Genomic DNA, 23170 nt, shown 5'->3' with positions numbered 1-23170 from the left:
TCCGGGCCTGACCGTTCATGCCGAGATCCCGATGCGCTGGCGTTGGGGGACGATCTGTCCGAAGGAGTCGACGATGTGGTCGATGAAGCCGTACTCCTTGGCCTGTGCGGCCGTGAACCAGCGGTCGTGCAGGGAATCCTCGTAGATCCGGTCGAACGGCTGGCCGGTGTCCTCGGCGATGATTCCCAGCACCGTGTCCACGGTGTAGCGCAGATCGTCGGCCTGCACCTCGACGTCGACCGCGGTGCCGCCGATGCCCGCCGATCCCTGGTGCATCAGCACCCTGGCGTGCGGCAACGCGAAACGCTTCCCCTTGCTACCCGACGACAAGAGGAATTGACCCGCGCTGCAAGCCAATCCGAGCGCGAGCGTGGAGACTTCACACGGCACCAGCCGCATCACGTCGCGGATGGCGAGCATGGAGGGCACCGATCCGCCCGGCGAATGGATCCACAGCGAGATACCCGCCTCGGGATCCTCGGCGGCGAGGGTGAGCAGCTGGGTCATCAGCAGCGTCCCGTTGTCGTCGTCGAGCGCGCCGTCGAGCACGACTATGCGGCGGCTGAGCAGTTGCTCGCGGGCCCGCCAGCTGAACATCGGAGTCTTGTCATCGTGAGCCATGGCTCCACCGTGCCGTACCCGCGACGCCGGACCGCACCCTTGCTGCCCTGGGCAGATCCGCTCTCAGCAGTCGAGCGACCGATCATGAACGGCGTCCCCGAAATCCGTGAAGCCCCGGATGATGCCGGCCGCGAAGACGGCGATGCCCGCCGGGCGCGTGCAGCGCGGGGCGGGCATCTCGGGGCCGGGACGGGATCGCTAGGACTCGCGACCGGCGGTCGAGGCGGAACGCTGCCTGCTGGTGCGGGCGCGACGGCGTTCGGCCTGCAGTTCGGCGAGTTCCTGCTCGAGGATGTCGGCGACGCGGAACGAACCGGTGTCGTAGATGTCCGGCGGGCGGGCTGTGGGCGGCTGCGCGACGTCGGGCTTGGGAATGTCCTTGCCGTTCTTCGGCTCCGGCATCGTGCTGTCGCTCTTGACATCGGCCAGCGGCTGGCGGGTGACGGCCGGAATCTCGGCCGTCGCGGCCTCGGTCTCGGACACCGCCGGGCGCGGCGTGGCCTGCGGCGTCTGCCGAACGACCACCTTCGCCGGGGCGGGCTCTTCGGCGGGCACGCGCGCGGCGGGCCGGTCCTCGGACTTGGCGGCCGGAACCGGCGCGACGGGCTCGGCCGCGGCGAGCTTCTTCCCGTTGGCGGCAGGCGCACCGCCATTGGTGAGGATGGTGTCGGCGTCCTTGACCCGCACCGGCGACGTGAAGGCTTCCATCGCGTCGAGATCCTCGATGGACTCGGGCAGCACCGGCTTGCGCGGGGCCTCGACGGGCGGCCGTTTCTTCTCGGCTTTCACCGTGGCCACGGGCTGCTCGTCGGGAACCTCCGACGGGAACTGCGTTTCGGCGACCTCGACCACCTCCTGCTCGACGGTCTGCACCGGGGGCGCCGCCACCACGGGCTCCGGCTGCTGGTGCACCTGTTCGTGCGGCACGCTCGGCGCCTCGGGCGCGGCCGGCATGCGGTATCGCGGCAGCGTGAGCCGGATCTGCTCGGCCGGGTCGGGCAGATCGCGGACCTGCTCGGTGGCCCTGGCGATGGCGAGGCCGTAGCGGGCGCTCGCGGCGTCGTGGATGAGCAGCGCGACACCGATCATCACCGGCGCGATGGCGTGCACGGCCGCGTCGTACCAGGCGCCCGCGCGCAGGTAGGGATAGGTGTTGAGGCTGACGGTGAGGGCAAGCAGGGCGACCTCGGCGGCCGCGACCTGGCGGCGGTTGTCCACCACGCCCCATTCGGCGACCTTGTTGGTGCCGATCATGATGATGATCAGGCAGACGCTGATCATGCCTTCGAGCAGGTAGCTGAACCAGTACAGCGGATCGGTCGCGCCGCCGGGAGCGATGTTGTGCTGGACGTTGACCGCCGACCACAGCATGCCCGCCGCGACGACACCCGCCAGCGCGCGCAGCGACCAGGACCGATGCCGATACAGCGAGGCCAGCTTCGCATGCGGGCTGGATTCGCGTCGTTGCGCGGCAATCGCCTTGCGGGCGAGCAGGAGGTCTCGCATGTCGGCCTTCTCGATCGCTTCGGTGGTCTGCCTGGCGCGGTCGGATGCCGCGGCAGCCGCCTGCGCCTCCTTCCAGCGCTGTCCGCGCTCCTGGGTGCGAATCCGTTCGGCGAGTTCACGTTCGGCATACAGTTCGTCCTCCGACAACGCCTCCGTGAGCGCGGGATCGAACTGGTAGGCGAGCCGTCCACGGGCCTTCTCGACCCGCCTCGCCAGCTGTGTAACCTCGTCCTCGATGGGATGTTCGATGACCATCAGCGCTCCCCGCACGGGAGACGCGATGGCAGACAAGTGATCACGTATGGCAACGGCACGTTTTATTCATAGTCGATCCACCGCTACTGGCGAAACTGTTCATTTGCCATCTCGCAAAACTATTCGGCGTGCCGCGCACGACACACGCGACGGGTCGTGATTCCCGGCGGGCGCAGGCACTTCCTTCCGCCGCGCAGCGGACCATTGATCGCTCTATGCTGAACGTGCGCGCTTTCCCTTCGCGGCGGCGCGTGCGCTCCCGCAGCGCGTTCGGATACGCCGGCGCCGCCGAGATTCGCCCTCGGCGGCACCGGGCCGATCACGCTGGGTATTTCATCTATGAGCCCGCCGTACATTCCGGCGCACGCCCATACGGATCGCGGATTCGGCTATGCCGCAGTGCGACTCAGGGGCCGAGCGCGAAACACCTAGCCCCGGTCGGGTGCTGCGCGGGGCGATCCCAGGAATGCGAACCACTCACTCGGGATCGATCACGGGTTCCACCGAGTCGAGCACCCGGGACAACGTGTCGAACAACAGCGGGTCCAGCCGATCCTGGTCGACGTCGTCGCGGGACAGCCACTGCACCGTGAGGTCCTCTGCCATCGCCCACCACGATCGCACCACCAGGCGCTCCGCGGTCGAGCGCGCGGGCCTGCCGAGCGCGGCGAACACCCGATCGGTCAGTTCGTCGTGCATCCGCTCCATGATCGACTCGAGCACCGGGTCCTGCCCCGCGGCGCGCAGCAGCCCCACCAGCGGTCCACTGCGCCTGCGCATGTAGCTCACGAAGTTCGCGATCATCGACGCGAGCGGGTCTGCGGCGTCGCGATCAGGGCCGGTGGCGCGCAGGAATCGCTGCGAGGCGGCACGGACCAGCTGCGCGTAGTAGTCCTGCTTGGTCGGGAAGTAGTGGAAGAGCAGTCCGCGCGAGATGCCCGCCTGCTGTGCGACCGCGTCGACGGTGATCTGGTGCCACGGCCGGTCGATCAGCATGCCGAGACCGATCCCGATCAGTTGCCTGCGCCGGTCGTCCGCCGAGCGGCGGCCACCCGGCTCCACGGCCACCTCGGTCATCCACCCTCCTCTATTGAGCAATGCTCAATAATATGCTACCAATGACCGGACCGGAAGTTGAGCAATGCTCAGCAGACCTCGAGGATGGGTATGGACTTCACGCATTCCGACCGAGCCGTCCGCCTCACCGACCAGGTGCGGCAATTCGTGCGCGAGGAGATCGAGCCGCGCGACGAGGAGCACGCCGCCGCCCTGCGGGAGTCGCCGTGGGCGGTCCCTCCGGTGGTCGATGAGCTCAAGAAGAAGACGCGGGACGCGGGTCTGTGGAACCTCTTCCTGCCCGATCCGGAACTCGGCGCCGGGCTGAGCAACGTCGAGTACGCCCCGATGGCGGAGGCGATGGGCAGTTCCGGGTGGGCGCCGGAGGTGTTCAACTGCAACGCGCCCGACACCGGCAACGCCGAGGTCCTGCTGCACTACGGCAGCGCCGAGCAGCGTCAGCAGTGGCTGCGGCCACTGCTGGACGGCACGATCCGCTCGGCGTTCTGCATGACCGAACCCGAGGTGGCCTCCTCGGACGCGACCAATATGGCCGCCACCGCCGTGGTGGACGGCGAGGAGATCGTGCTCAACGGCCGCAAATGGTGGAGCACCGGCGTCGGCCATCCGAACTGCAAGTTCGTCATCTTCATGGGCCTCACCGATCCGGAGGCGCACCCCTACCAGCGGCACTCGATGGTGCTGGTGCCGCTGGACACCCCGGGCGTGCGGGTCGAACGGATGCTCACCACCTTCGGCTACCTGGACGAACCCTTCGGCCACGGCGAAGTCACCTTCACCGACGTGCGCCTGCCGCTGGACGCCGTGATCGCCGGGCCGGGGCGAGGCTTCGAGATCGCGCAGGGCCGCCTCGGCCCCGGCCGCATCCACCACTGCATGCGCGCCATCGGCCTGGCCGAGCGCGCGCTCGAACTGGCCTGCCGTCGCGCGCTGTCGCGCACCGCGTTCGGCAAGCCGCTGGCCAACCTCGGCGGAAACCGCGAGCGCATCGCCAACGCGCGCGTCGCGATCGATCAGGCGCGGCTGCTCGTCCTGCACACCGCCTGGCTGCTGGACACCAAGGGCTTGGCGGGAGCGCGCAGCGAGGTCTCCCAGATCAAGGCGGTCGTGCCGCGGATGACCCAAGAGGTGCTCGACATGGCGATGCAGTTGCACGGCGGCGCCGGGCTTTCCGACGACTTCCCGCTGGCGCGCGCGTTCGCGGGCATTCGTTCGCTGCGCTTCGCCGACGGTCCCGACGAGGTGCACCTCGGCGTGATCGCCCGTCAGGAGTTGCGCAAGTACGGGAATGACCGGTGACTGCCGCGGAGGCCACCGCCGTCCGCGCGGAGGACGCCTTCGAGGTCGCCGCCATGCACGCCTGGCTCGCCGAACGGGTGCCCGGACTGAGCGGTCCGCCCGAGGTGCGCCAATTCTCCGGAGGCGCGTCCAATCTGACGTATCTGCTGCGCTACCCGGATCGCGACCTGATCCTGCGCCGCCCGCCGAGCGGAACCAAGGCGGCTTCCGCGCACGACATGGGCCGGGAATTCCTGGTGCAGCAGCGGTTGCGTCCGCATTACCGCTACGTGCCGCGGATGGTGGCCCGGTGCGCCGATCCGGACGTGATCGGCAGCGATTTCTATGTGATGGAACGCGTGGCGGGGACGATCCTGCGCGGCGATCTGCCAGAGGGCGCCGGCCTCTCCCCAGAGCAGGCGACGCGGTTGTCCACCGCGGCCTTCGACTGCCTGATCGAATTGCACCAGGTGGACCCCGAGGCGGCCGGTCTCACCGAGATCGGCAAAGGCGCGGGTTATGTCGGCCGCCAGGTCGCGGGCTGGTCGCGGCGCTTCGTGAACGCCCGCACCGACAATGTCAGCGACTTCGCAGCGGTGATGGCCTGGCTCGACGCCAATCAGCCCGCGGACGTCGCCACCACCGTCATCCACAACGACTTCCGGCTCGACAATCTGGTGCTGGATCCGTCCGGCTCCGGCGCGATCGTCGGCGTGCTCGACTGGGAGATGGCGACCCTGGGCGATCCGCTGATGGATCTCGGTGGCGCGCTGGCCTACTGGGTGCAGGCCGACGACGACGAGGTCATGCGGGCTTCGCGTCGTCAGCCGAGTCACCTGCCCGGCATGCTGACCCGCGCGCAGATCGTCGAACACTATTGCGCGCGCACCGGCCGCTCCGCAGAGAACTGGCCGTTCTACGAGGTCTTCGGCCTGTTCCGGCTGGCCGTCATCGCCCAGCAGATCTATTACCGCTATCACCACGGGCAGACCACGAACCCGGCGTTCAAGGACTTCTGGATGCTGATCAACTACCTGGAATGGCGCTGCAGGAAGGTCGCTGGGCTCGATTGACGTCGTCCTCTGCCCGGAAGCCGATGATCCCGGCCCGCGTGGGCTGAGCCGCGCTTCCGGTGGGCTCCTGCTTCCACGCCGACTGCACAGCCCGCGTCATCGTCCGAGCACGATGGACCCCATATCCCTGACCGAGCAGCCCTGCTCGACCGGCACCCCCGCGAATCGGTCGCGCAGCCAGGCGAGCACGCTCGGCTCGGCGAGGGTGTTGAGGGTCAGGTGTTCGCTCGCGTGGTCACGGATGTAGGTGACGCGCGCGGCGGGGTCGCGGCAATAGGTGGCGGCGAGCGCGTCGGCGGGACCGATCGGGACGAGCCAGTCCGCGGTCGCGTGGTAGAGGAAGACCGGGGCGTCGGGCGCCGACTTGCCCATTCTGGTGCGCTCGAAGACCGCGCGCAGCACCGGCGTGCGCAGCAGACCGCCTTGGACCAGGCTGTCGATGTCGAGGAACGGCTCCGTCGCGGCTTGGTACAGCACGCACCCGTTGTCCTTCGCCTCCAGCAACCGCCGTCCCAGCGGCGTGGCGTTCGCCCGCAGGTAGGCGTCCAGTTCCGGTTCCTCGCGAGCGAGACCGATGACGGCGGCCGCGACCAGGCCAGCGCCCGGCCCCTTGTTCGCCGCCAGCGACAAGGCCTCGAGGTCGACGTCGGTACCGCCGGAGACGACGCCGACGAGATGCAACTCCGGCGCGTAGGAGCTGCGCAGCTCGGCGCCGTGCAGCGTGGGAACCGAGCCCCCGGAATAGCCCCACATCGCCACCTGGGTGTCCGGTCCCGGCAGTCCCGCCGGACCGAACCGCTGTGCGGCGCGAATGCCGTCCAGTGCTATGCGCGCGGCCAGCGGGCCGTGGGCGAACGCCGAGTTCGGCCCTTGATGATCCGGCACCACGACCGTCCACCCCTGCGCCAACAGCGCGGGAGCGCTACGCAACTGATCGATCTGCCCGTCCAGCAGACCGGCAGGCATCGACCGACGCACCGTATAGGACGGCGCGCAGAACAGCCCGGTGGAATCCTCGGCGGCGTGCAGCGACACCAGCTTCCCGTTCGCCGCACGCGGTTTCAGCAACGTCGCGACGGCGGCGATCGGCTGGTCGGCGCTGTTGTTCGACCGATAGGAGATCTGCCATGCCTCGGTGTCCAGCCCCGCGGGCAGCTGGTCGGCGACGGTGATCGGCCGGGCGGCGAGAATCCCGCCGAGCCGTTGGGAGCCGACCAGCTCGGCGGGCGGCCGATAGAAGGGGTCTTGCTCCGGCGGCGGCGGATCCGTCACCACCGGGACATCCGGCTCCGCCTGCGCCGGCGGGCCCGGTGCCGCCAGCAGCACCGAGAGAGCCGTTCCGACAACCGCGCAGCACCGTGTGAACACCATCGACGACCTCCCCTTGGCTCGACCGCTTCCGCACTGCGTTTCGCGCCGATCGACCGCTCCGGCAGTGGCATCGTAGCCAAAGTCCCCGCGCCCGAACGGCGCATCGGGAGTATCGCGCTCAGGTCGGTGCGGTGATCTTGCTGATGGTGGACTCGTCGTCGGCGGTGACCACGGTGACGAACTGACGGTAGGTGCGGCTGGTCGCGTCGGGGCGCAGCTCGGTGATGACCACGTCGTAACGTCCGTCCAGCATCGGGGTGATCATGACGCAGTGCTGCGTCCCGGTGGGAACGGAAGCGATGCCCGCGTCGATCACGGCGACCGGTGGCACCACGGCGTCCGGCAGCGTCAGCGACCGCGCCACCGCTCCCGACCGGGTCACGTAATAGGCGTGCTGGAAGGCCAGGATCACATCCGGGCCCGACGCGGTGGAGCCGGTTCCGTTGCCGCGCACCAACTGCGCGCCACGCGTCGGCTCGCAACCGGGCCCGCCGCCGAGGACCGGGTCGGCCACCGTGGCCGACTGCCGTGGCGCGGAGGCGGCATCGGTGTAGACCAGCACCAGCGCGGCGGCGGCGAGCGAGGCGGCCGATGCGGCGCCGCCGACCAGCCAGGCGCGGCGCGCGCCACGCCGAGCACGGCGCCGAGCGCGGTGGGCCCGGCGCCGGTCGCGTTCCCTGCGCGGCGGCGGCTCGTGGGCGGAGATCATCCCGGGCCACGTGGGCACGCGTTCGGCCCTGACCTGGCCTCGGCGGGCGCGTCGGCCGCCGGGCTCGGACGTGTTCGACGACATGATCTCGCCGCACCCCCTTTTACCGGCGCCTATTCGGCCGCCGTGGGTTCCCTCTCAATGCCGTTGCGCAATAACAACATTGCATATTTCTCCGGATTCTGTCGGTCGAATGCTCAACAGACAAGGCCGAAATGCCGGAGGGCGGTTCCCCTGATCGAGCTACCCCCAGGTCAGCGGATCCAGATGGAGGAAGAAGCGCTGACGATCGCGGTCGAGATCGATGCCGTAGCGTTCGGCGAAGATTCGGTCGGCGTGCGCGGCGCGCTGCTCGTCCTGCCACGACTCCCTGGAGTTGGCCAGCAGCAGGGCGATATCGGCGTACGGGTCGGCGATGCCGAGCCGCCCGAGGTCGACGAAACCGGCGACGGTGTGCGTTTCGGGATCGAGGATGATGTTGGGCAGGCACAGATCGCCGTGGCACACAACGGCTTCGGCGAACTCCGTGGTCATCCTCGGCTCCAGCTCACCGGCCAGCCTGGTGAGCAGGACGGTGGGCGGAATGTCCTGCTGTTCCTCCGGGAGGAATTCGGTGTGCACCGCGCCCCGCACCACCACGTCCTGGGCCATGGCGAACATGCGTGCCAGGCCACGATCGAACGGGCACTCCTCGGTGGGCACATCGTGCAGGCGTCGCACCGCGTCCGCGATGGATTCCCAGGCGCGGGTGAGCGTCTGCGCGCAGACAGTGTCGGCGGGCACGCCGCGGACGGCGCTGGTGACCAGGCAGGCTGCGTTGTCGTCGGCCCGCCAGTCCAGCACCTCGGGGCCGGGGATTTCGTGGCCGTCGAGCCAGGCGACCTTGTCCCGCTCCAGCGCGAGGGCGGCGATCTGTCCGGCGTCGACACACTTGGCGTAGCGGGACGCGTCTTCGGACCGGAACACCTCGGCGCCGGACGCTCCGCCGCCGACCGGCTCCCAGCGGCAATCGGACGGCAAGGCGGCACGGAAGCGAAGAAGCGACTCGGACACGCCATCGACGGTAGCAACGCGAGGGCAGCGTGACCCACCTCGCAGACCTCCGGCAACCGGGAGGTATAGTTGCTTAAAGCAACTAGTTGTAGTTGCTAATCAATTTGCCGGTGGGGAACGTCGAGGTGAGTGTCATGTCCGCAACCGCTCGCGAGCACGAGATCACGGCGGCCGAACTAGCGGCCGCCGACGAACTCGGTCAGCGGCTGGTCCGGTTCATGCGCGCGGTCAACCGGGCGAAATGGCAACCTGTCCGGCCGGGACCGGACGGGCTGGAGCGACTCGCCTACACCGTGCTGTTCTCGCTCGTGCACGACGGACCGCAGCGCGCGGGCAGGCTCGCCGAACTGCTGCACGCCGAGGCGTCCACCATCAGCAGACAGAGCAGACAACTCGTGGCGCACGGCCTGGTCGAGCGCCGGGCCGACCCGGTCGACGGCCGCGCGTGCGTGCTCGCCGCCACCGCGGAGGGCGTTCGTGTCTTCGAGGAGAATCGCGCGCAGCGCAACCGATGGCTGGCCGGCATCCTGGCCGACTGGCCCGCACCGGACCGCGACACCTTGACCGCGCTGCTCGACCGGCTCACCGCAGGAATAGAGACCACCACCCGACACCCAGCCGATCCGAAATAGGGCTCATTCATGACGACTTCCACCACCCGGGCTCCGCGGAACCCGGACGCAGCCGCGGACACGTCACTGTCGCACCGGCAGATCCTGACCATCCTGTCCGGGCTGCTGCTCGGCATGTTCCTGGCCGCGCTCGACCAGAACATCGTCAGCGTCGCGATCGTCAAGATCGCCAACAGCCTGCACGGCTTCGACGAACAGGCATGGGCGACCACCGCTTACCTGATCACCGCGACGATCACCACGCCGCTGTACGGCAAACTGGCCGACATCTACGGCCGCAAGCCCTTCTATCTCACGGCGATCGGGCTGTTCGTCATCGGCTCGGTGGCCTGCACCTTCGCCACCTCGATGTACCAGCTCGCGGCATTCCGCGCGTTCCAGGGCTTGGGCGCGGGCGGGCTGATGTCGCTGGCGTTCACCATCATCGGCGACATCGTCCCGGTCCGCGAACGGGTGCGCTACCAGGGCTATTTCATGATGGTGTTCGGCACGGCGACGGTGCTCGGCCCGGTGCTCGGCGGTTTCTTCTCCGACTACGAGGAACTCGGCGGCATCGAAGGCTGGCGGTGGGTGTTCCTGGTGAACGTCCCGGTCGGCCTGCTCGCGCTGCTCGTGGTGGCCAAGGTGCTCAACGTGCCGCACCAGCGCCAGCGCCACCGGATCGACTGGTTCGGCGCGCTGACGCTGACGATCTGCGTCGTTCCGTTGCTGATCGTCGCCGAGCAAGGACGGCACTGGGGCTGGTCGTCGCACCGGTCGCTGCTCTGCTACGGCATCGGGGCGGCGGGCCTGCTGCTGTTCGTCTCGGTCGAGTTCCTGATGAAGGACTCGGCGCTGATTCCGCTGCGGCTGTTCAAGAACTCCACCTTCAGCGTCACCATCGCGGGCGGGTTCATCGTCGGCGTCGCGATGTTCGGCGCGATCACCATGGTGCCGCAGTACTTCCAGGTGGTGCGGGGCTATTCACCCACGAAGGCGGGCCTGCTGATGTTGCCGCTGGTGCTGGGCATCACGATCGGTTCCCAGGCGGCCGGGCGGATCACCAAGCGCACGGGCCGCTACAAGATCCTGCCGGTGACGGGCACGTTCATCGTCGCGGTCGGCGCGGTCCTGTACGCGCAAGTGCAGTACGACAGCCCGCTGTGGCAGCCGCTGGCGATCGGCGGACTGATCGGGCTCGGGCTCGGCTGCTGTATGCAGACGCTGATCATCGCCGCGCAGAACGCCGGGCCGCGCTCGGACATGGGAGTTTCCACCGCGTCGGCCACGTTCTTCCGGCAGATGGGCGGCACGCTCGGCGTCGCGGTGTTCCTGACCATCCTGTTCAACCTGCTGCCGCACCGGATCACCGACGCGTTCGGCGGCGCGCTGCCGCCCGGGTTCGGCGCCGATCAGCTCAGCGGCATGCAGTCCAACACCAGCGGCATCGCGGCGCTGCCCGACGCGCTGAAGGTGCCGATCCTCACCGGCTTCACCGACTCCATGCACGGCGTGTTCTACGCGGCGGGCGGGGTCGCGCTGCTGGCCTGCGTGGTGCTGATGTTCATGAAGGAGATTCCGCTCCAGGACGCTCCGGCGCCGGTCGCGCAGACGCCGGTCGAGAAGACCGGCGCCGCCGAGTCGCACTGGGACGCGGATCAGGTGTGGGAGGGCGCCGCGCAGGCGCTCTCGGAGCCGGAACCGGTGCTCGCCGCAGCCGCGGGCGGCTACGGCTCGAGTGATGCCGCGGGCAACGGCGCATACCTGCGCGAGCCGCGAGCGAGTTTCGACGGCGCCGAGTACGAAGGCCGTTCGCTCAGCGGCTATGTCCATCGCGAGGACGGCAGGCCGGTGCAGGCTGCCGCGTTGACGCTGATCGACCATCAGGGGCGGCAGGCCGCGCGCACGAGCGGCGGCGCGGACGGCAGTTACCTCGTCGGCGCGCCCGATGCGGGCAGTTACGTGCTGATCGTGTCGGCCGCCGGGCATCAGCCCGCCGCGGTGAACGTGACCGTCGCAGACCGGCCGCAGCAATGCGACATCACCTTGCTGGGCTCCGGCGAGGTCTCCGGCGTGGTCCGGTCGAGCACTCTCGGCGAGCCGCTGCCCGGCGCGACCATCACGCTGACCGACCTGGACGGCGAGGTCGTCGGATCCGCGACCGCGGCCGCCGACGGCGGCTACGTGTGCCACGGCGTGGTGCCGGGCACCTACACCGTCGTCGCGGTCGCCGAGCACATGCGTCCGAGCGCGTCCGCGCTGACCGTGCCGGACAGCGGGTTGCTGCACCACGACATCGATCTCACGCCGATGGCGGTGCTGGCCGGGTCGGCGTGGTCGGACGGCGGCCGTGCGGCCGCGGACGTGCAGATCAGCGTGCTCGACGCGGCGGGCGTCCTGACCGCGACGACGCGCACCGACGAGAACGGCCGCTATGTCGTCACGGATCTCGCCGAAGGCGACTACACCGTCGTCGCACGCGGCTACCCCGCGGTCACCAGCCGGATCACGGTGAGCGGCGGCGAGGTGGCCCACGATGTGCGGCTGAGCTACGACATCGAGGACGAGGCGACCGGGAAGGTCCCGCCCGTCCGCTGACGGATTCTGCCGAGTACGCGCGAGGGGCGGTGGTCACCCGACCACCGCCCCTCGCCGTTCGCGCCCGTTGATCCGAAGTTCGGACGTCTCAGCAGGGTGTCATCCCTCGGACCGGTCGCGTTTGTGGTCGCCGAACGGTTCGTCGCGTTCCCGGACCGCCGCGCGGAAACCGGCGGTGGCGGCGCGGGTCTGGAAGGCGTAACCCTCGGTGGTATGCCGGGCGATGCCGTCGAAGACCGTGCTGATCATGCCGGAGTTCGCCACGCCCTGGGCGTACAGTGCCGAGTTGAGCGCCAATTTGGCCATCATCAGCTGGTTGACCGGCATCCGCGCGATCCGCGCGACGAATTCCTCGGTGCGCGCGTCGAGTTCGTCGGCGGGCCAGGATTCGATCGCCAGGCCCCATTCCACCGCTTGCCTGCCGGTGAGGCAGTCGCCGGTGAACAGCAGGCGCTTGGCGCGCTGGTCGCCGAGGCGGTGCGCCCACATGCCCGCGGCGGGGACGCCCCAGACCCTGGTGGGCGGATAGCCGATCTTGGCGTCGTCGGCGCAGATGATCTGATCGGCGAACAGAGCGATGTCGCTGCCGCCCGCCACGGCGAAGCCGTGCACTTTGGCCACGGTCGGCTTGTTCGCCTGCATCAGGCTGGCGAAACCGCGATTGAACCGGCTCATCATCGCGTAGTCGATCATCGGGTCCCAGGTGCGCGCCGGGTCGTGATTGCGGCCCTGCACCACCGGATCGACGACCGTCCCCGCCGCGTCGCCGGGGCCGCCCGCCACCGCGAAACTCTGCTCGGCGAACAGGCTCAGGTCGTATCCGCCGCAGAATCCCTTGCCGCGCCCGGACAACAGGATCACGTGCACCCGCGGGTCCAGATCCGCGCGTTCCACCGCGTGCGCGAGTTCGTTCGGCGTGTCGGGTGTGATCGCGTTGCCCTTCTCCGGCCGGTCGAAGGTGATGCGGGCGATGCGGCCGTCCCGCTCGTAGGTCAGCGTCCGGTACTCGCGTGCGTCGTCCGGGTCGGGGCGTCCGGCCCACGGCGAGTCCGGCTGCTCGGTCCACCCGCGATACCACGCGCCCGCGCCGCCATCGGCCTGGATGTCACTGTCGGTCATCGCTTTCCCTTCGACGCTGCGGAACCCGTCCCCGCAGTCTGGCGCAACCGTGGTTTCACAGTCAATATTGACTGTGAAATGCCGCGCCGACGAAGGGAGCCGGGGAATGGCCGGACTACGCGAGGAGCAGAAGCGGGCGACCCGCGCCCGCATCCTCGACGCCGCCGCCGACCTGCTGGCCGAACAGGGCTACCGGGCGCTGTCCACCCTGTCCGTGCAGCGCGCCGCGCGAGTCAGCCGCGGAGCGCTGCTGCACCACTTCCCGACGTTCGGCGCGCTGATCACCGCATTGGTCGGCCATTTGGTCGCGCGCAACGAAGCGGCGGTGCGCGAGGTCGCGGCCGGACTCGGCGACGGGGCCGATCCGGTGCTGCGGGCCTTGACCGCCCTGTACGAGTCGATGGCGCGGCCGGCCGCGCAAGCCGAGTTCGAACTCTGGACGGCCGCGCGGACCGATCCGGCGCTTGCCGAGGCGTTGCGCGCGGCCGAACGCGCGGCCGGGCGCGACTTACGGCGCGTGGTGGACGGGCTGTTCGGGCCGGAGCTCATCGCCCATCCGGGTTATCCGGCCGTCCGCGATCTCACCATCGCGATACTGCGCGGCACCGCCATGTCCCGCCCGCTGCGCACCTCCGAGCGCGCCGCGAGGGCAACCATCGACCGATGGGCGCAGGCCATGGCGGGCCTACTCGCCCAGGATACTTAGCAATCCGGGAGCGTCGGCACAGTCGGACCGAGTGTGATGTGCATCACTTACAGTCTGGATTGTGCTGTCTCACACAGTCTCGCTATCCTGGCTGCACTTTGAGACCATCGAGTCTCAATGCAGCCTTCGACGGGGCCGGGTTCGACCACCGCACGGCGCCCGGCGGAGGCCGATTCCTGCCGGGGAGCGCCTGCGGCGCCTGTACTACCAGGAGCAAACGCCATGCGATCGAAGTTGATCTCGGCGGCCATCGGTTTCACGGTGATGGCGCTGTCGTGCGTCGGAACGGGCAGCGGGCCCGCCGTCGCCGAGCCCGAGTGCCCGAGCATGTACGTGGTGGCCATCCCTGGCACCTGGGAGACCACCGATCGGCCGGACGGCGAGCGCCCCGGCCCTGGCATGCTGGCCGGAGTCACCAACGGACTGCCGCCCTCGGTGCGGGTGGACTACGTCAGCTACGCCGCGACCGCTTTCCCCTGGGAGAGCGAGGTTTACGGCGCTTCCAAACGCGAGGCCGTCGACAACGCGCGCGGCATGATCGGGGCGATGGCCAGGGCGTGCGGCGCGACCAAGATCGCATTGCTCGGCTACAGCCAGGGCGCCGACGCCGCGGGCGATCTCGCCGCCGAGATCGGCACCGGGCTCGGCGTCGTGCCGCCGCAGCGCATCGCGGCGGTCGGGCTCATCTCCGACCCGCGCCGCTCCCCCACCGACGCGCTGGTGGGTCCGCCGGTGGGCGGCGCGGGGGCGGGCGGTCCCCGCATCGGCGGCTTCGGCTGGGTCACCCCGCAGACCCGCACCATCTGCGCGGTCGGCGACCTGTACTGCGCCACGGCCTCGGACGATTTCGTGACCCGCTTCGCCGGTTTCCTGGCCCAGACGTCCCATCCCGATCCCGCCGATCTCTGGCGCTACCAGCTGGAAATGGGCGCCATCGTCGGCGATCTGATGTCCAACGGCGGAATCCCCTTGCTGCAGAGCCAATTGTCCGAGTCGGCGAACCAGGAACGCGCCCGGCTGCTCGACGAGTTCTACCGCTCCGAGGCGCACACCGCCTACGGCAGCTACCGCGTCGACGGCAGGGCGACCGCGCTGACGTGGATGCACGACTGGCTCGCGTCGCTGGCCTGAGTCAGGGGGCGAGCCGGCGCGCGACCTCGCCGAGCCCTTCCGCGACGGCGGTCTGCTGCGCGGCACTGAGCACGTCGACGAGGACCCGGCGAACGGTCGCGACATGCTCCGGCGATCTGCCCAGCCGTTCCCGGCCCGCGGCGGTGAGCACGGCGATGACGCCGCGCACGTCGGTAGGGCAGGTCTCGCGCATCAGCAATCCGACCTTCTCCAGCTGGGTCACCTGGTAGGTTGGCCCGCTTTTCGAGGTGTAGAGCGCGTCGGCCAGTTCGGTCATCCGCAGGCGGCCCTCCGGCGCGTCGGCGAGCCGCACCAGCACCTCGTATTGCGTGTGCGACAGCCCTTCCCGCTCGAGCTGCCGTTCCACCTCACGGCCGACCAGCGCGCCCGCCGCGAGGAAGCTGTGCCACACCTGCGTCTCACGCGCGTTCAGCCACCTGGTCTCCACGCCTCCGCCGATCGTCTCCGCGCACGGGGAAGCCGCACCCATCGCGCTCGGCGCCACCGAGACGGTGCCGCTGGTCTACGACTTCTGGGGCTTCCCCGAGCGCTACTACCAGGTGCGCTATCCCGCGCCGGGTGCGCCGGAGCCGGCCGAGAGCGTGCGAGACCTGTTGCGCGGACCCGGCGTCGCCGTGGCCGACGTGCCGGAGCGCGGCCTCGACCACGGCGCCTACGTGCCGCTGAGACAGATGTACCCGGACGCCGACGTGCCGGTGCTGCAACTGTCCATGCCGACGCTGGACCCGAGGGCGCTGCTGGACATCGGCCGGAAACTGGCGCCGCTGCGCGAGCAGGGCGTGCTGATCGTCGGCAGCGGTTTCTTCACCCACAACCTGCGCGCGATGACGTCCGACGACGAGCAGGCGCACTCCTTCACCGCCGAATTCGATGCCTGGGGCGGCGAGGCGCTGGCCGCGGGCGATGGTGGACGCGCTGCTCGATTTCGAGCGCAAGGCGCCCGCCGACCGCCTGACCCACCCGCGTGCCGAGCACTTCGCACCGCTGTTCGTCGCGCTCGGCGCGGGCGAGGAGGACCTCGGAACGCTGCGCACCGTCATCGACGGCTACTGGTTCGACATGGCGCGACGATCGTCCAGCTCGGCTGACCGCCGATCCCCGCCTCCGCGGTATGCAAGTCGTCCCGCTGGTGAGCGCGGCGGTGGTGCGTACCGCCGCGCACGGCGTCACCGGATGCGCAGCGCTGTCAGCCGCCAGCCGGCCGAGCGGCCGCGCACGATGCGCCCGGCAAACGCGAAGCGGCGTCCGCCGCGCGCGTAAGCGGCGAAGATCTCGGCGGTCCTCGCGTCGACGAGCACCACGCTCACCCGGATCGGCACCGCGACGCCGAGGCCGCGACCCGGCACGAGACCGGCGTCGAGCAACGTGCGCACCGCGGCGACGACCGTGGCGTCGGCGACCACGGCCAGTTGCGGCACGGGTCTCCTGCGGTCGAACACCTCGAGGGCGATGCGCACCGCCGACTCGGCGAACCGCCGTGCGGACGATCCGATTTCGTCCCCCGCCCGCGCCGCGGACGCATGACTTCCCCGCACCGCGCGGCGCACCCCGGCACTCGCCGGGCCCGAACCGGCGCGCGGCCGCGCGCGGCACGGTAGCGCCCGGACGGGTTCGGGAGCGCGTGCCTCGGCGCGCCTGCTGCTGTCCAAGGGGGGCTCCGGATTCGGAGCGGGCGCCAACCAATCGTGATAACCAGCCATGCCAATCCCTTCGAAACCCGATGGTCGAGATCCTGTGGCGACCGATTCTGCGGGCGGGCCACCGGAAATCGCGCGTAGTCGGCTACCCGATTCCGTCGGACACAGCGACACCCGGATCCGGCGCGCACGAAGACCGACCTAGGTTGGAGGGGCAGGCAGCCCCGACCGGAAAGCGGAGACCTGGATGACCGACGAGCGAGGAGCGGATGTGACCGTTCCCGGAAAGCCCGCGACCTCGCGTCGCCCGGCCCGCCTCGCGCTGCTGGTTCTCGCCGGAGCGCTCGCGGTGTATCTCGCGCTCGGTCAAGTGCTCGCGATCCTGCCGGTTTCCTGGACGATGCCGCTGCTGGGCAACGCGATCGCGCAGTCGGCGGTGCTCTTGCTCGGCGCGGTCCGTGACGCGCTGGGCTCGTGGAACATGGCGCTCGCCGTGGTCGCGACCGGGCTCGCGCTGGCGGCGCTTCGCTCGGGCGAGCGGGGAAGGCGGCTGGCGGGCACGGTGACCGGCGTGGCCGTCGCCGGGCTGGCGCTGTCGGTCGCGACCAGCGCGACGCTGGTGTTCGCGGCGCACGACGCGGCGGGCGTCTGGGTTCCGTTCGCTCCGGCCGTCCCGTTCCGCGCGGTCGGCGACCCGCCCGACGAGACCGTCACCTACGCGACCCTCGACGGGCAGCCGATCGAAGCGGATCTGTACCTGCCCGCACCGGGATCGGCACCCGCACCGCTGGTGGTGAGCATTCACGGCGGCGCGTTCGTCACCGGCAGCCGCGGCACCGACGCCTACACCTCGTGGCTGGCCGGCAACGGATACGCCGTCATCGACGTCGACTACCGGCTCTCCGGCGCCGCCGACCACCGCTGGGACACCGCGGACGCCGACGTCGGCTGCGCACTGATCTGGGCCGCCGCGAACGCGCAGCGGTACAACTGGGACATGCGGCGGGTCGCCACCTTCGGCGAATCCGCGGGCGGCAATCTGGCCGTCAATGTCGCCGACAAGATCAACGCGGGCGCCTTGCGGCCCAGCTGCGGCAGCGCCGCGGAGCTGCCGCGGGTGCGCGCCGCGATCGCGCTGTATCCGGCGGTCGATCTCGTCGCGTCCGGCACCGAGACCGCCCTCGGCGTCGACGCGGCGCGGCAGTACCTCGGCGGCACGCCCGAGCAGTACCCCGAGCGCTACACCGCGACGAGCTCCGCTCCGCACGTCACCAGGGCCTCCCCGCCCACCCTGTTGATCCAGGGGGCGAGCGATCACTTGGTGCTCGCCGAGCACACCGCGGCCTACGCCGCCGCGCTGGAGACCGCGGGCGTCCCGCAGCGCTACGTCGAGCTGCCCTTCCTGGAACACGCCTTCGGCACCACCGAACTCGACACCGGCGCGCAGGTCACGCGCGAACTCACCAAGACCTGGCTGGCGGAATACCTGCCGTAACCCACGCCACACCGACGGGCGGGGAATACCGGCGCACGCCATCCGGTTCTTTTGGTTGCCATATCCACCAAATTGAGTCAGACTGAAGAACGAAGGAGGCGTCGTGCAGTTCGGAATCTTCACGGTCGGCGATGTGACGACCGACCCCACGACCGGCCGGACGCCGAGTGAGCACGAGCGCATCACCGCCATGGTGACGATCGCGCGCAAGGCCGAGGAGGTCGGGCTGGACGTGTTCGCCACCGGCGAGCACCACAACCGGCCGTTCGTGCCGTCGTCACCGACGACCATGCTCGGCTACATCGCGGCGCGGACCGAGCGGCTCCAGCTCTCCACCGCGACGACCCTGATCACCACGAACGATCCGGTGAAGATCGCCGAGGACTTCGCGATGTTGCAGCACCTGGCCGAGGGGCGCGTCGACCTCATGCTCGGTCGCGGCAACACCGGGCCGGTCTACCCGTGGTTCGGCAAGGACATCCGCGACGGCATCGCCCTGGCGATCGAGAACTACCACCTGTTGCACCGGCTCTGGCGCGAAGACGTGGTCGACTGGGAAGGCAAGTTCCGCACGCCCTTGCAGTCGTTCACCTCGACGCCGCGTCCGCTGGACGACGTCCCGCCGTTCGTCTGGCACGGCTCGATCCGCAGCCCCGAGATCGCCGAGCAGGCGGCCTACTACGGTGACGGCTTCTTCGCCAACAACATCTTCTGGCCGAAGGAGCACTTCCAGCGGCTGATCGGGCTGTACCGGCAGCGCTATGAGCACTACGGCCACGGCTCCGCCGATCAGGCGATCGTCGGCCTGGGCGGACAGGTGTTCATGCGCAAGAACTCTCAGGACGCGGTGCGTGAGTTCCGCCCCTACTTCGACAACGCGCCGGTGTACGGGCACGGCCCGTCGCTGGAAGAGTTCACCGAGCAGACTCCGCTCACCGTGGGCAGCCCGCAGCAGGTCATCGACAAGACGCTCACCTTCCGCGAGACGTTCGGCGACTACCAGCGCCAGCTGTTCCTGATGGATCACGCGGGCCTTCCGCTGAAGACCGTGCTGGAGCAGCTCGACCTGCTCGGCGAGGAAGTGGTGCCGGTGCTGCGCAAGGAATTCGCGGCCCTGCGCCCGGCGCACGTGCCGGACGCTCCGACGCACGCGAGCCTGGTCGCCGCCCGCGACGCCGCCGTGGAGGCGACCCGATGACCCGCATCGCCGTCGTATCCGCCGGCCTGTCGCAGCCCTCGTCGACCCGATTGCTGGCCGATCGGCTCGCCGCGGCGACCGGCGCCGCGCTGTCCGCGTCCGGCGCGGACGTGACCGTCGACGTGGTCGAAGTGCGCGAGCACGCCAGGGATCTGGCCGACAACCTGCTGACCGGATTCGCGCCGACCGGGTTGCGAGCGACGATCGACACCGTGACCGGCGCCGACGGCCTGATCGCCGTCACGCCGATCTTCAACGCCTCCTACAGCGGCCTGTTCAAGACGTTCTTCGACGTGCTCGACCCGGACGCGCTGGCCGGGATGCCGGTGCTGCTCGGCGCGACCGGCGGCTCGGCGCGCCACTCCCTCGCGTTGGAACACGCCCTGCGACCGATGTTCAGCTACCTGCGCGCGGTGGTCACGCCCACCGCCGTCTACGCCGCCTCCGAAGACTGGGCGTCCGCGACAGCGCAGGGATTGAGTTCCCGAATCGAGCGCGCCGCAGCGGAATTCGCCGCTCAGCTGACCAAGCGGCCGCGACCGCGTGCCGCCGATCCGTACGAGGACCCGGTGCCGTTCGCACAGTTGCTCGGCACGCACTGATCTTCTTCCGACCGATCCGCCCCACCCACCCGCAACTAGTTCAATTCTCAACCAACAAGGAGCACGACATGTCGACCGGAACCACCAACGCGCTGACCGCGGGCACCTGGGCCATCGACCCCGCCCACTCCACCCTCGGCTTCTCGGTGCGCCACCTGATGGTCAGCAAGGTGCGCGGGCGCTTCACCGACTTCTCCGGCAAGCTGGTGATCGGCGAGGACGGCAGCGCCTCGGCCGAGGCCGAGATCCGGGTCGACTCGGTCACCACCGACAACGAACAGCGCGACGCCCACCTGCGCACCGCGGATTTCTTCCAGGCCGAGCAGTTCCCGGTGGCGACGTTCAAGTCCACCGGTTTCCGGGTGAACGGCGACGATTTCGTGGTGGACGGCGAATTCACCATTCGCGGCGTCACCAAGCCGGTATCGCTCGACGTGGAGTTCCTCGGCGTCAACCCGGGCATGGGCAACGGGCCGGTCGCGGGCTTCGAGGCCAAGACCGTGATCAACCGCCGCGACTTCGGCATCACCATCGACATGCCGCTGCCCGACGGCGGCGCGGTGATCGGCGACAAGATCACCCTCACCCTGGAGGTCGAGGTCGGCCTGCAGGCCTGATCCCCGGCGCCTCCCGCGCTCGGATGCCGGCGCGGGAGGCGTTTTCGGTCAGAAGAGCGTCATCGGCTCGGCGGCGGCCGGCTGCGGCAGGGGATCCAGCTCGGGCAGCCTGGCTCTGACCTCGTCGTGGAAACGGCGGGCCAGCTCCAGCGAGCCCGCGTTGTCCGGCGTGTGCAGGAACACCGTGGGCGAGCGGCCTTCCCGCAGCCACTCGGCGACCGTGCCGACCCATGGCCGCCAGCCCTCGACGGTGCGCCGGACGTCGTCGCGGCCGTGGTACCGCACGATCGGGTATTCGGTCAGCGCCCGCATCCGGCGGCGCACCCGCGGCTTCTTCGCGGCCGCTTCCTGTTCCGCCGCGCTGGTGGGCGGACCGTCGAAAAGCACTGTGGTGTCGAACGGTACCCATTCGGCGCCGACCCTGGACAGCACGTATTCCAGCCTGCGCGCCGCCTGCTCGTCTTCGAAGAACGCGGGGTGCCGTACCTCGACGGCGGCCCGGTAGGTGCGCGGTAGTTGTCGCAGGAACCCGGCCAGCACACCGAGATCGGTGGGTCCGAACGAACCGGGCAACTGCACCCACAGGGCGTGGATGCGTTCGCCGAGCGGCTCCATCGCGGCGAGGAAGGACCGCAGCTGCTCCTCGACGCCGGTCAGCCTGCGTTCGTGGGTGATCGGCTTGGGCAACTTGAGCACGAATCGGAACGTGGGATCGCTTTGCCCCGCCCAGGATTCGACCGTTCGCCGCGACGGCGTGGCATAGAACGTCGTATTGCCTTCGACCGCGTTGCACCACGTGGCGTACCAGCGCAGCCGCTCCCCTGCGGAGAGCTGCCGTTCCTGCCAGGCCGCGTGCGCCCACATCGCACATCCCACGTGAAGCCGCATGCTTTCGACGCTAACCCACGCCCCCGACACGGCGACCGGTCGCCGAACTCACCGCCGCGCCGCCCGATTCCTCGACCGCACCCAGCCGAACGTCAACTCCACCGCGCGTCTCCAGTTCTCGTACTCGTCCTCGCGCAGCTGCGGGTCCATCCGCGGAACCCATTGGGCGGCAAGGCGCCAGTTGTTGCGCAAGCCTTCCAGGTCGGGCCAATATCCCACGGCAAGCCCCGCGGCGTACGCCGCGCCCAGCGAGACCGTCTCGGCGACGAACGGACGCGACACCGGCACGTCCAAGACGTCGGCCACGATCTGCATGAGCAGGTTGTTCGAGGTCATCCCGCCGTCGACGCGCAGTGCCGCCGCTTGCAGGCCGGAGTCGGCGTTCATCGCCTCCACCACGTCGCGGGTCTGCCAGGCGGTGGCCTCCAGCACGGCGCGTGCGATGTGGCCCTTGGTGATGTAGGAGGTCAGTCCGGCGATGAGGCCCCGCGCGTCGCTGCGCCAATGCGGCGCGTACAGACCGGAGAAGGCGGGCACGACGTAGCAGCCGCCGTTGTCTTCGACCGTGCGCGCGAGGGTCTCGATCTCCGGCGCACTGGTGACCAGCCCGATGTTGTCGCGCACCCACTGCACCAGCGAGCCGGTGACCGCGATCGGACCCTCCAGCGCGTAGACCGGCTCCGGGCCGATCTGGTAGCCGATCGTGGTGAGCAGCCCGTGCTCTGAGCGCACCAGGTCACGCCCGGTGTTCATCATGAGGAAACCGCCGGTGCCGTAGGTGCACTTGGTCTCCCCGCGCGCGAAACAGGTCTGGCCGAACAGCGCGGCGTGCTGGTCGCCGAGCGCGGCGGCGATCGGGATACCGGGCACCACCCGGCGGGTGCTGCCGTAGGACGCGGTCGAAGGCTGGATGCGCGGCAGCATGCGTGCGGGGATGCCGAAGAACTCCAGCAGTTCGTCGTCCCAGGTGAGGGTGCGCAAGTTCAGCAGGAGGGTGCGGCTGGCGTTGGTGACGTCGGTGCGGTGCAGCCCCCCGTCGGGGCCACCGGTGAGGTTCCAGATCAGCCAGGTCTCCATGGTGCCGAACAGCACTTCGCCGCGCTCGGCGCGCTCGCGCAGTCCTGGCACCGAGTCCAGCATCCAGCGCAGCCGTGGGGCGGCGAAGTAGCTGGCCAGCGGTAGGCCGCACAGCTCGCGAATCCTTTCCGAGCCCGGCTTGCGCTCCAGGTCGCGGACCAGTTCCTCGGTGCGCACGTCCTGCCAGACGATCGCGCGCCCGATCGGCGTGCCGGTGCGGCGGTCCCACACCACGGTGGTCTCGCGCTGATTGGCGATGCCGAGCGCGGCGATCCGGTCGGCGGTCACGCCGGAATCCCGCAGGGCCTGCGGCACGATGCGCTCGACGTTGCGCCAGATCTCCAGCGCGTCCTGCTCGGCCCAGCCCGGCCGCGGATAGTGCTGCCGGTGCGGGCGCTGCGCGACGCCGACCAGCCGGGCACGCTGGTCGAACAGAATGCACCGCGTGGAGGTGGTGCCCTGGTCGATGGCCAGCACGTAACGCTGCTTCATGCTCGGCTGCTCCTGCTCGGCATCGGCTGGTCACC

The 23170-nt window shown here is 69.8% G+C and carries 22 protein-coding genes; 11 read left to right on the top strand and 11 right to left on the bottom strand.

The window, feature by feature from the left end; all coding sequences use genetic code 11:
- Nucleotides 1-15: 15 nt before the first annotated feature.
- The 3 genes from ACH49X_RS13570 to ACH49X_RS13560 all read right to left on the bottom strand — a co-directional run bounded on the left by ACH49X_RS13570 (nt 16) and on the right by ACH49X_RS13560 (nt 3459).
- Nucleotides 16-621, bottom strand: a complete 606-nt coding sequence (locus tag ACH49X_RS13570) for a ClpP family protease (protein WP_195077413.1) — start codon at nt 619-621, stop codon at nt 16-18.
- A gap of 198 nt (nt 622-819) precedes the next feature.
- The gene (locus ACH49X_RS13565) at nt 820-2382 is read right to left on the bottom strand and encodes a hypothetical protein (RefSeq protein WP_357204928.1); all 1563 of its coding nucleotides are present in this window, start codon (nt 2380-2382) and stop codon (nt 820-822) included.
- Between the two features lie 477 nt (nt 2383-2859).
- On the bottom strand, nt 2860-3459 hold the full coding sequence (locus ACH49X_RS13560; protein ID WP_357204925.1) for a TetR/AcrR family transcriptional regulator: 600 nt from the start codon (nt 3457-3459) through the stop codon (nt 2860-2862).
- Between the two features lie 90 nt (nt 3460-3549).
- Between ACH49X_RS13560 and ACH49X_RS13555 the strand changes: the two genes are divergently transcribed.
- Both ACH49X_RS13555 and ACH49X_RS13550 read left to right on the top strand, forming a co-directional pair.
- Nucleotides 3550-4758 (top strand): acyl-CoA dehydrogenase family protein, encoded by a 1209-nt coding sequence (locus ACH49X_RS13555; RefSeq protein ID WP_357204922.1) that lies wholly within the window; start codon nt 3550-3552, stop codon nt 4756-4758.
- 53 nt (nt 4759-4811) lie between these two features.
- Nucleotides 4812-5810, top strand: coding sequence for a phosphotransferase family protein (locus tag ACH49X_RS13550; protein ID WP_397070123.1), 999 nt, complete (start codon nt 4812-4814; stop codon nt 5808-5810).
- Nucleotides 5811-5906: 96 nt separating this feature from the next.
- Here the strand turns inward: ACH49X_RS13550 and ACH49X_RS13545 are convergent, their stop codons facing one another.
- From ACH49X_RS13545 to ACH49X_RS13535, 3 genes are all read right to left on the bottom strand, one after another.
- The gene (locus tag ACH49X_RS13545) at nt 5907-7181 is read right to left on the bottom strand and encodes a lipase family protein (protein WP_357204916.1); all 1275 of its coding nucleotides are present in this window, start codon (nt 7179-7181) and stop codon (nt 5907-5909) included.
- A gap of 118 nt (nt 7182-7299) precedes the next feature.
- Entirely contained in the window at nt 7300-7974 is a 675-nt protein-coding gene (locus tag ACH49X_RS13540; RefSeq protein ID WP_357204913.1) for a hypothetical protein, read from the bottom strand.
- Between the two features lie 159 nt (nt 7975-8133).
- Nucleotides 8134-8943, bottom strand: coding sequence for an APH(3'') family aminoglycoside O-phosphotransferase (locus ACH49X_RS13535; protein WP_357104289.1), 810 nt, complete (start codon nt 8941-8943; stop codon nt 8134-8136).
- 134 nt (nt 8944-9077) lie between these two features.
- On the opposite strand from ACH49X_RS13535, the gene ACH49X_RS13530 reads away from it, so the two are divergent.
- Entirely contained in the window at nt 9078-9575 is a 498-nt protein-coding gene (locus tag ACH49X_RS13530) for a MarR family winged helix-turn-helix transcriptional regulator (RefSeq protein ID WP_067802854.1), read from the top strand.
- 9 nt (nt 9576-9584) lie between these two features.
- Entirely contained in the window at nt 9585-12152 is a 2568-nt protein-coding gene (locus ACH49X_RS13525) for a DHA2 family efflux MFS transporter permease subunit (RefSeq protein WP_195077407.1), read from the top strand.
- Between the two features lie 99 nt (nt 12153-12251).
- Here the strand turns inward: ACH49X_RS13525 and ACH49X_RS13520 are convergent, their stop codons facing one another.
- A complete protein-coding gene (locus tag ACH49X_RS13520) occupies nt 12252-13271 on the bottom strand; it encodes a crotonase/enoyl-CoA hydratase family protein (protein ID WP_357204910.1) in 1020 nt (339 codons plus the stop codon).
- 106 nt (nt 13272-13377) lie between these two features.
- Here ACH49X_RS13520 and ACH49X_RS13515 point away from each other — a divergent pair, with 106 nt between their 5' ends.
- A complete protein-coding gene (locus tag ACH49X_RS13515; RefSeq protein ID WP_357204907.1) occupies nt 13378-13977 on the top strand; it encodes a helix-turn-helix domain-containing protein in 600 nt (199 codons plus the stop codon).
- A 222-nt stretch (nt 13978-14199) separates the two neighbouring features.
- Complete coding sequence (locus ACH49X_RS13510; protein ID WP_195077404.1) at nt 14200-15108, top strand: cutinase family protein; 909 nt, start codon at nt 14200-14202, stop codon at nt 15106-15108.
- A gap of 1 nt (nt 15109) precedes the next feature.
- Here ACH49X_RS13510 and ACH49X_RS13505 read toward each other — a convergent pair whose 3' ends face one another.
- Entirely contained in the window at nt 15110-15598 is a 489-nt protein-coding gene (locus ACH49X_RS13505; RefSeq protein WP_357204904.1) for a MarR family transcriptional regulator, read from the bottom strand.
- A 22-nt stretch (nt 15599-15620) separates the two neighbouring features.
- On the opposite strand from ACH49X_RS13505, the gene ACH49X_RS13500 reads away from it, so the two are divergent.
- Complete coding sequence (locus ACH49X_RS13500; protein ID WP_357204901.1) at nt 15621-16217, top strand: class III extradiol ring-cleavage dioxygenase; 597 nt, start codon at nt 15621-15623, stop codon at nt 16215-16217.
- A 78-nt stretch (nt 16218-16295) separates the two neighbouring features.
- On the opposite strand, the gene ACH49X_RS13495 is transcribed toward ACH49X_RS13500, so the two are convergent.
- Nucleotides 16296-16829, bottom strand: coding sequence for an Rv3235 family protein (locus tag ACH49X_RS13495; protein WP_357104274.1), 534 nt, complete (start codon nt 16827-16829; stop codon nt 16296-16298).
- Between the two features lie 184 nt (nt 16830-17013).
- Between ACH49X_RS13495 and ACH49X_RS13490 the strand changes: the two genes are divergently transcribed.
- From ACH49X_RS13490 to ACH49X_RS13475, 4 genes are all read left to right on the top strand, one after another.
- A complete protein-coding gene (locus ACH49X_RS13490; protein WP_357296686.1) occupies nt 17014-18261 on the top strand; it encodes an alpha/beta hydrolase in 1248 nt (415 codons plus the stop codon).
- A gap of 103 nt (nt 18262-18364) precedes the next feature.
- Nucleotides 18365-19459: an LLM class flavin-dependent oxidoreductase gene (locus tag ACH49X_RS13485; protein WP_195077401.1), complete on the top strand. Its 1095-nt coding sequence runs from the start codon at nt 18365-18367 to the stop codon at nt 19457-19459.
- Nucleotides 19456-20061, top strand: a complete 606-nt coding sequence (locus tag ACH49X_RS13480) for an FMN reductase (RefSeq protein WP_195077400.1) — start codon at nt 19456-19458, stop codon at nt 20059-20061. The genes ACH49X_RS13485 and ACH49X_RS13480 overlap by 4 nt, the downstream gene beginning before the upstream one ends.
- Nucleotides 20062-20129: 68 nt before the next feature.
- On the top strand, nt 20130-20678 hold the full coding sequence (locus tag ACH49X_RS13475) for a YceI family protein (protein WP_195077399.1): 549 nt from the start codon (nt 20130-20132) through the stop codon (nt 20676-20678).
- 48 nt (nt 20679-20726) lie between these two features.
- Here ACH49X_RS13475 and ACH49X_RS13470 read toward each other — a convergent pair whose 3' ends face one another.
- Nucleotides 20727-21566, bottom strand: coding sequence for a DUF72 domain-containing protein (locus tag ACH49X_RS13470; protein ID WP_357204895.1), 840 nt, complete (start codon nt 21564-21566; stop codon nt 20727-20729).
- Between the two features lie 48 nt (nt 21567-21614).
- Nucleotides 21615-23135 carry a glycerol kinase GlpK gene (gene glpK / locus ACH49X_RS13465; RefSeq protein ID WP_195077398.1) on the bottom strand — a complete coding sequence of 507 codons (1521 nt, stop codon included), beginning with the start codon at nt 23133-23135 and terminating at the stop codon, nt 21615-21617.
- Nucleotides 23136-23170 lie beyond the last annotated feature (35 nt).

Source organism: Nocardia sp. NPDC019323 (assembly GCF_044389845.1).
Taxonomy (GTDB): Bacteria; Actinomycetota; Actinomycetes; order Mycobacteriales; family Mycobacteriaceae; genus Nocardia; species Nocardia implantans.
Note: the sequence above shows the minus strand (reverse complement) of the source record. Positions and strands in the feature narration are given on the sequence as shown.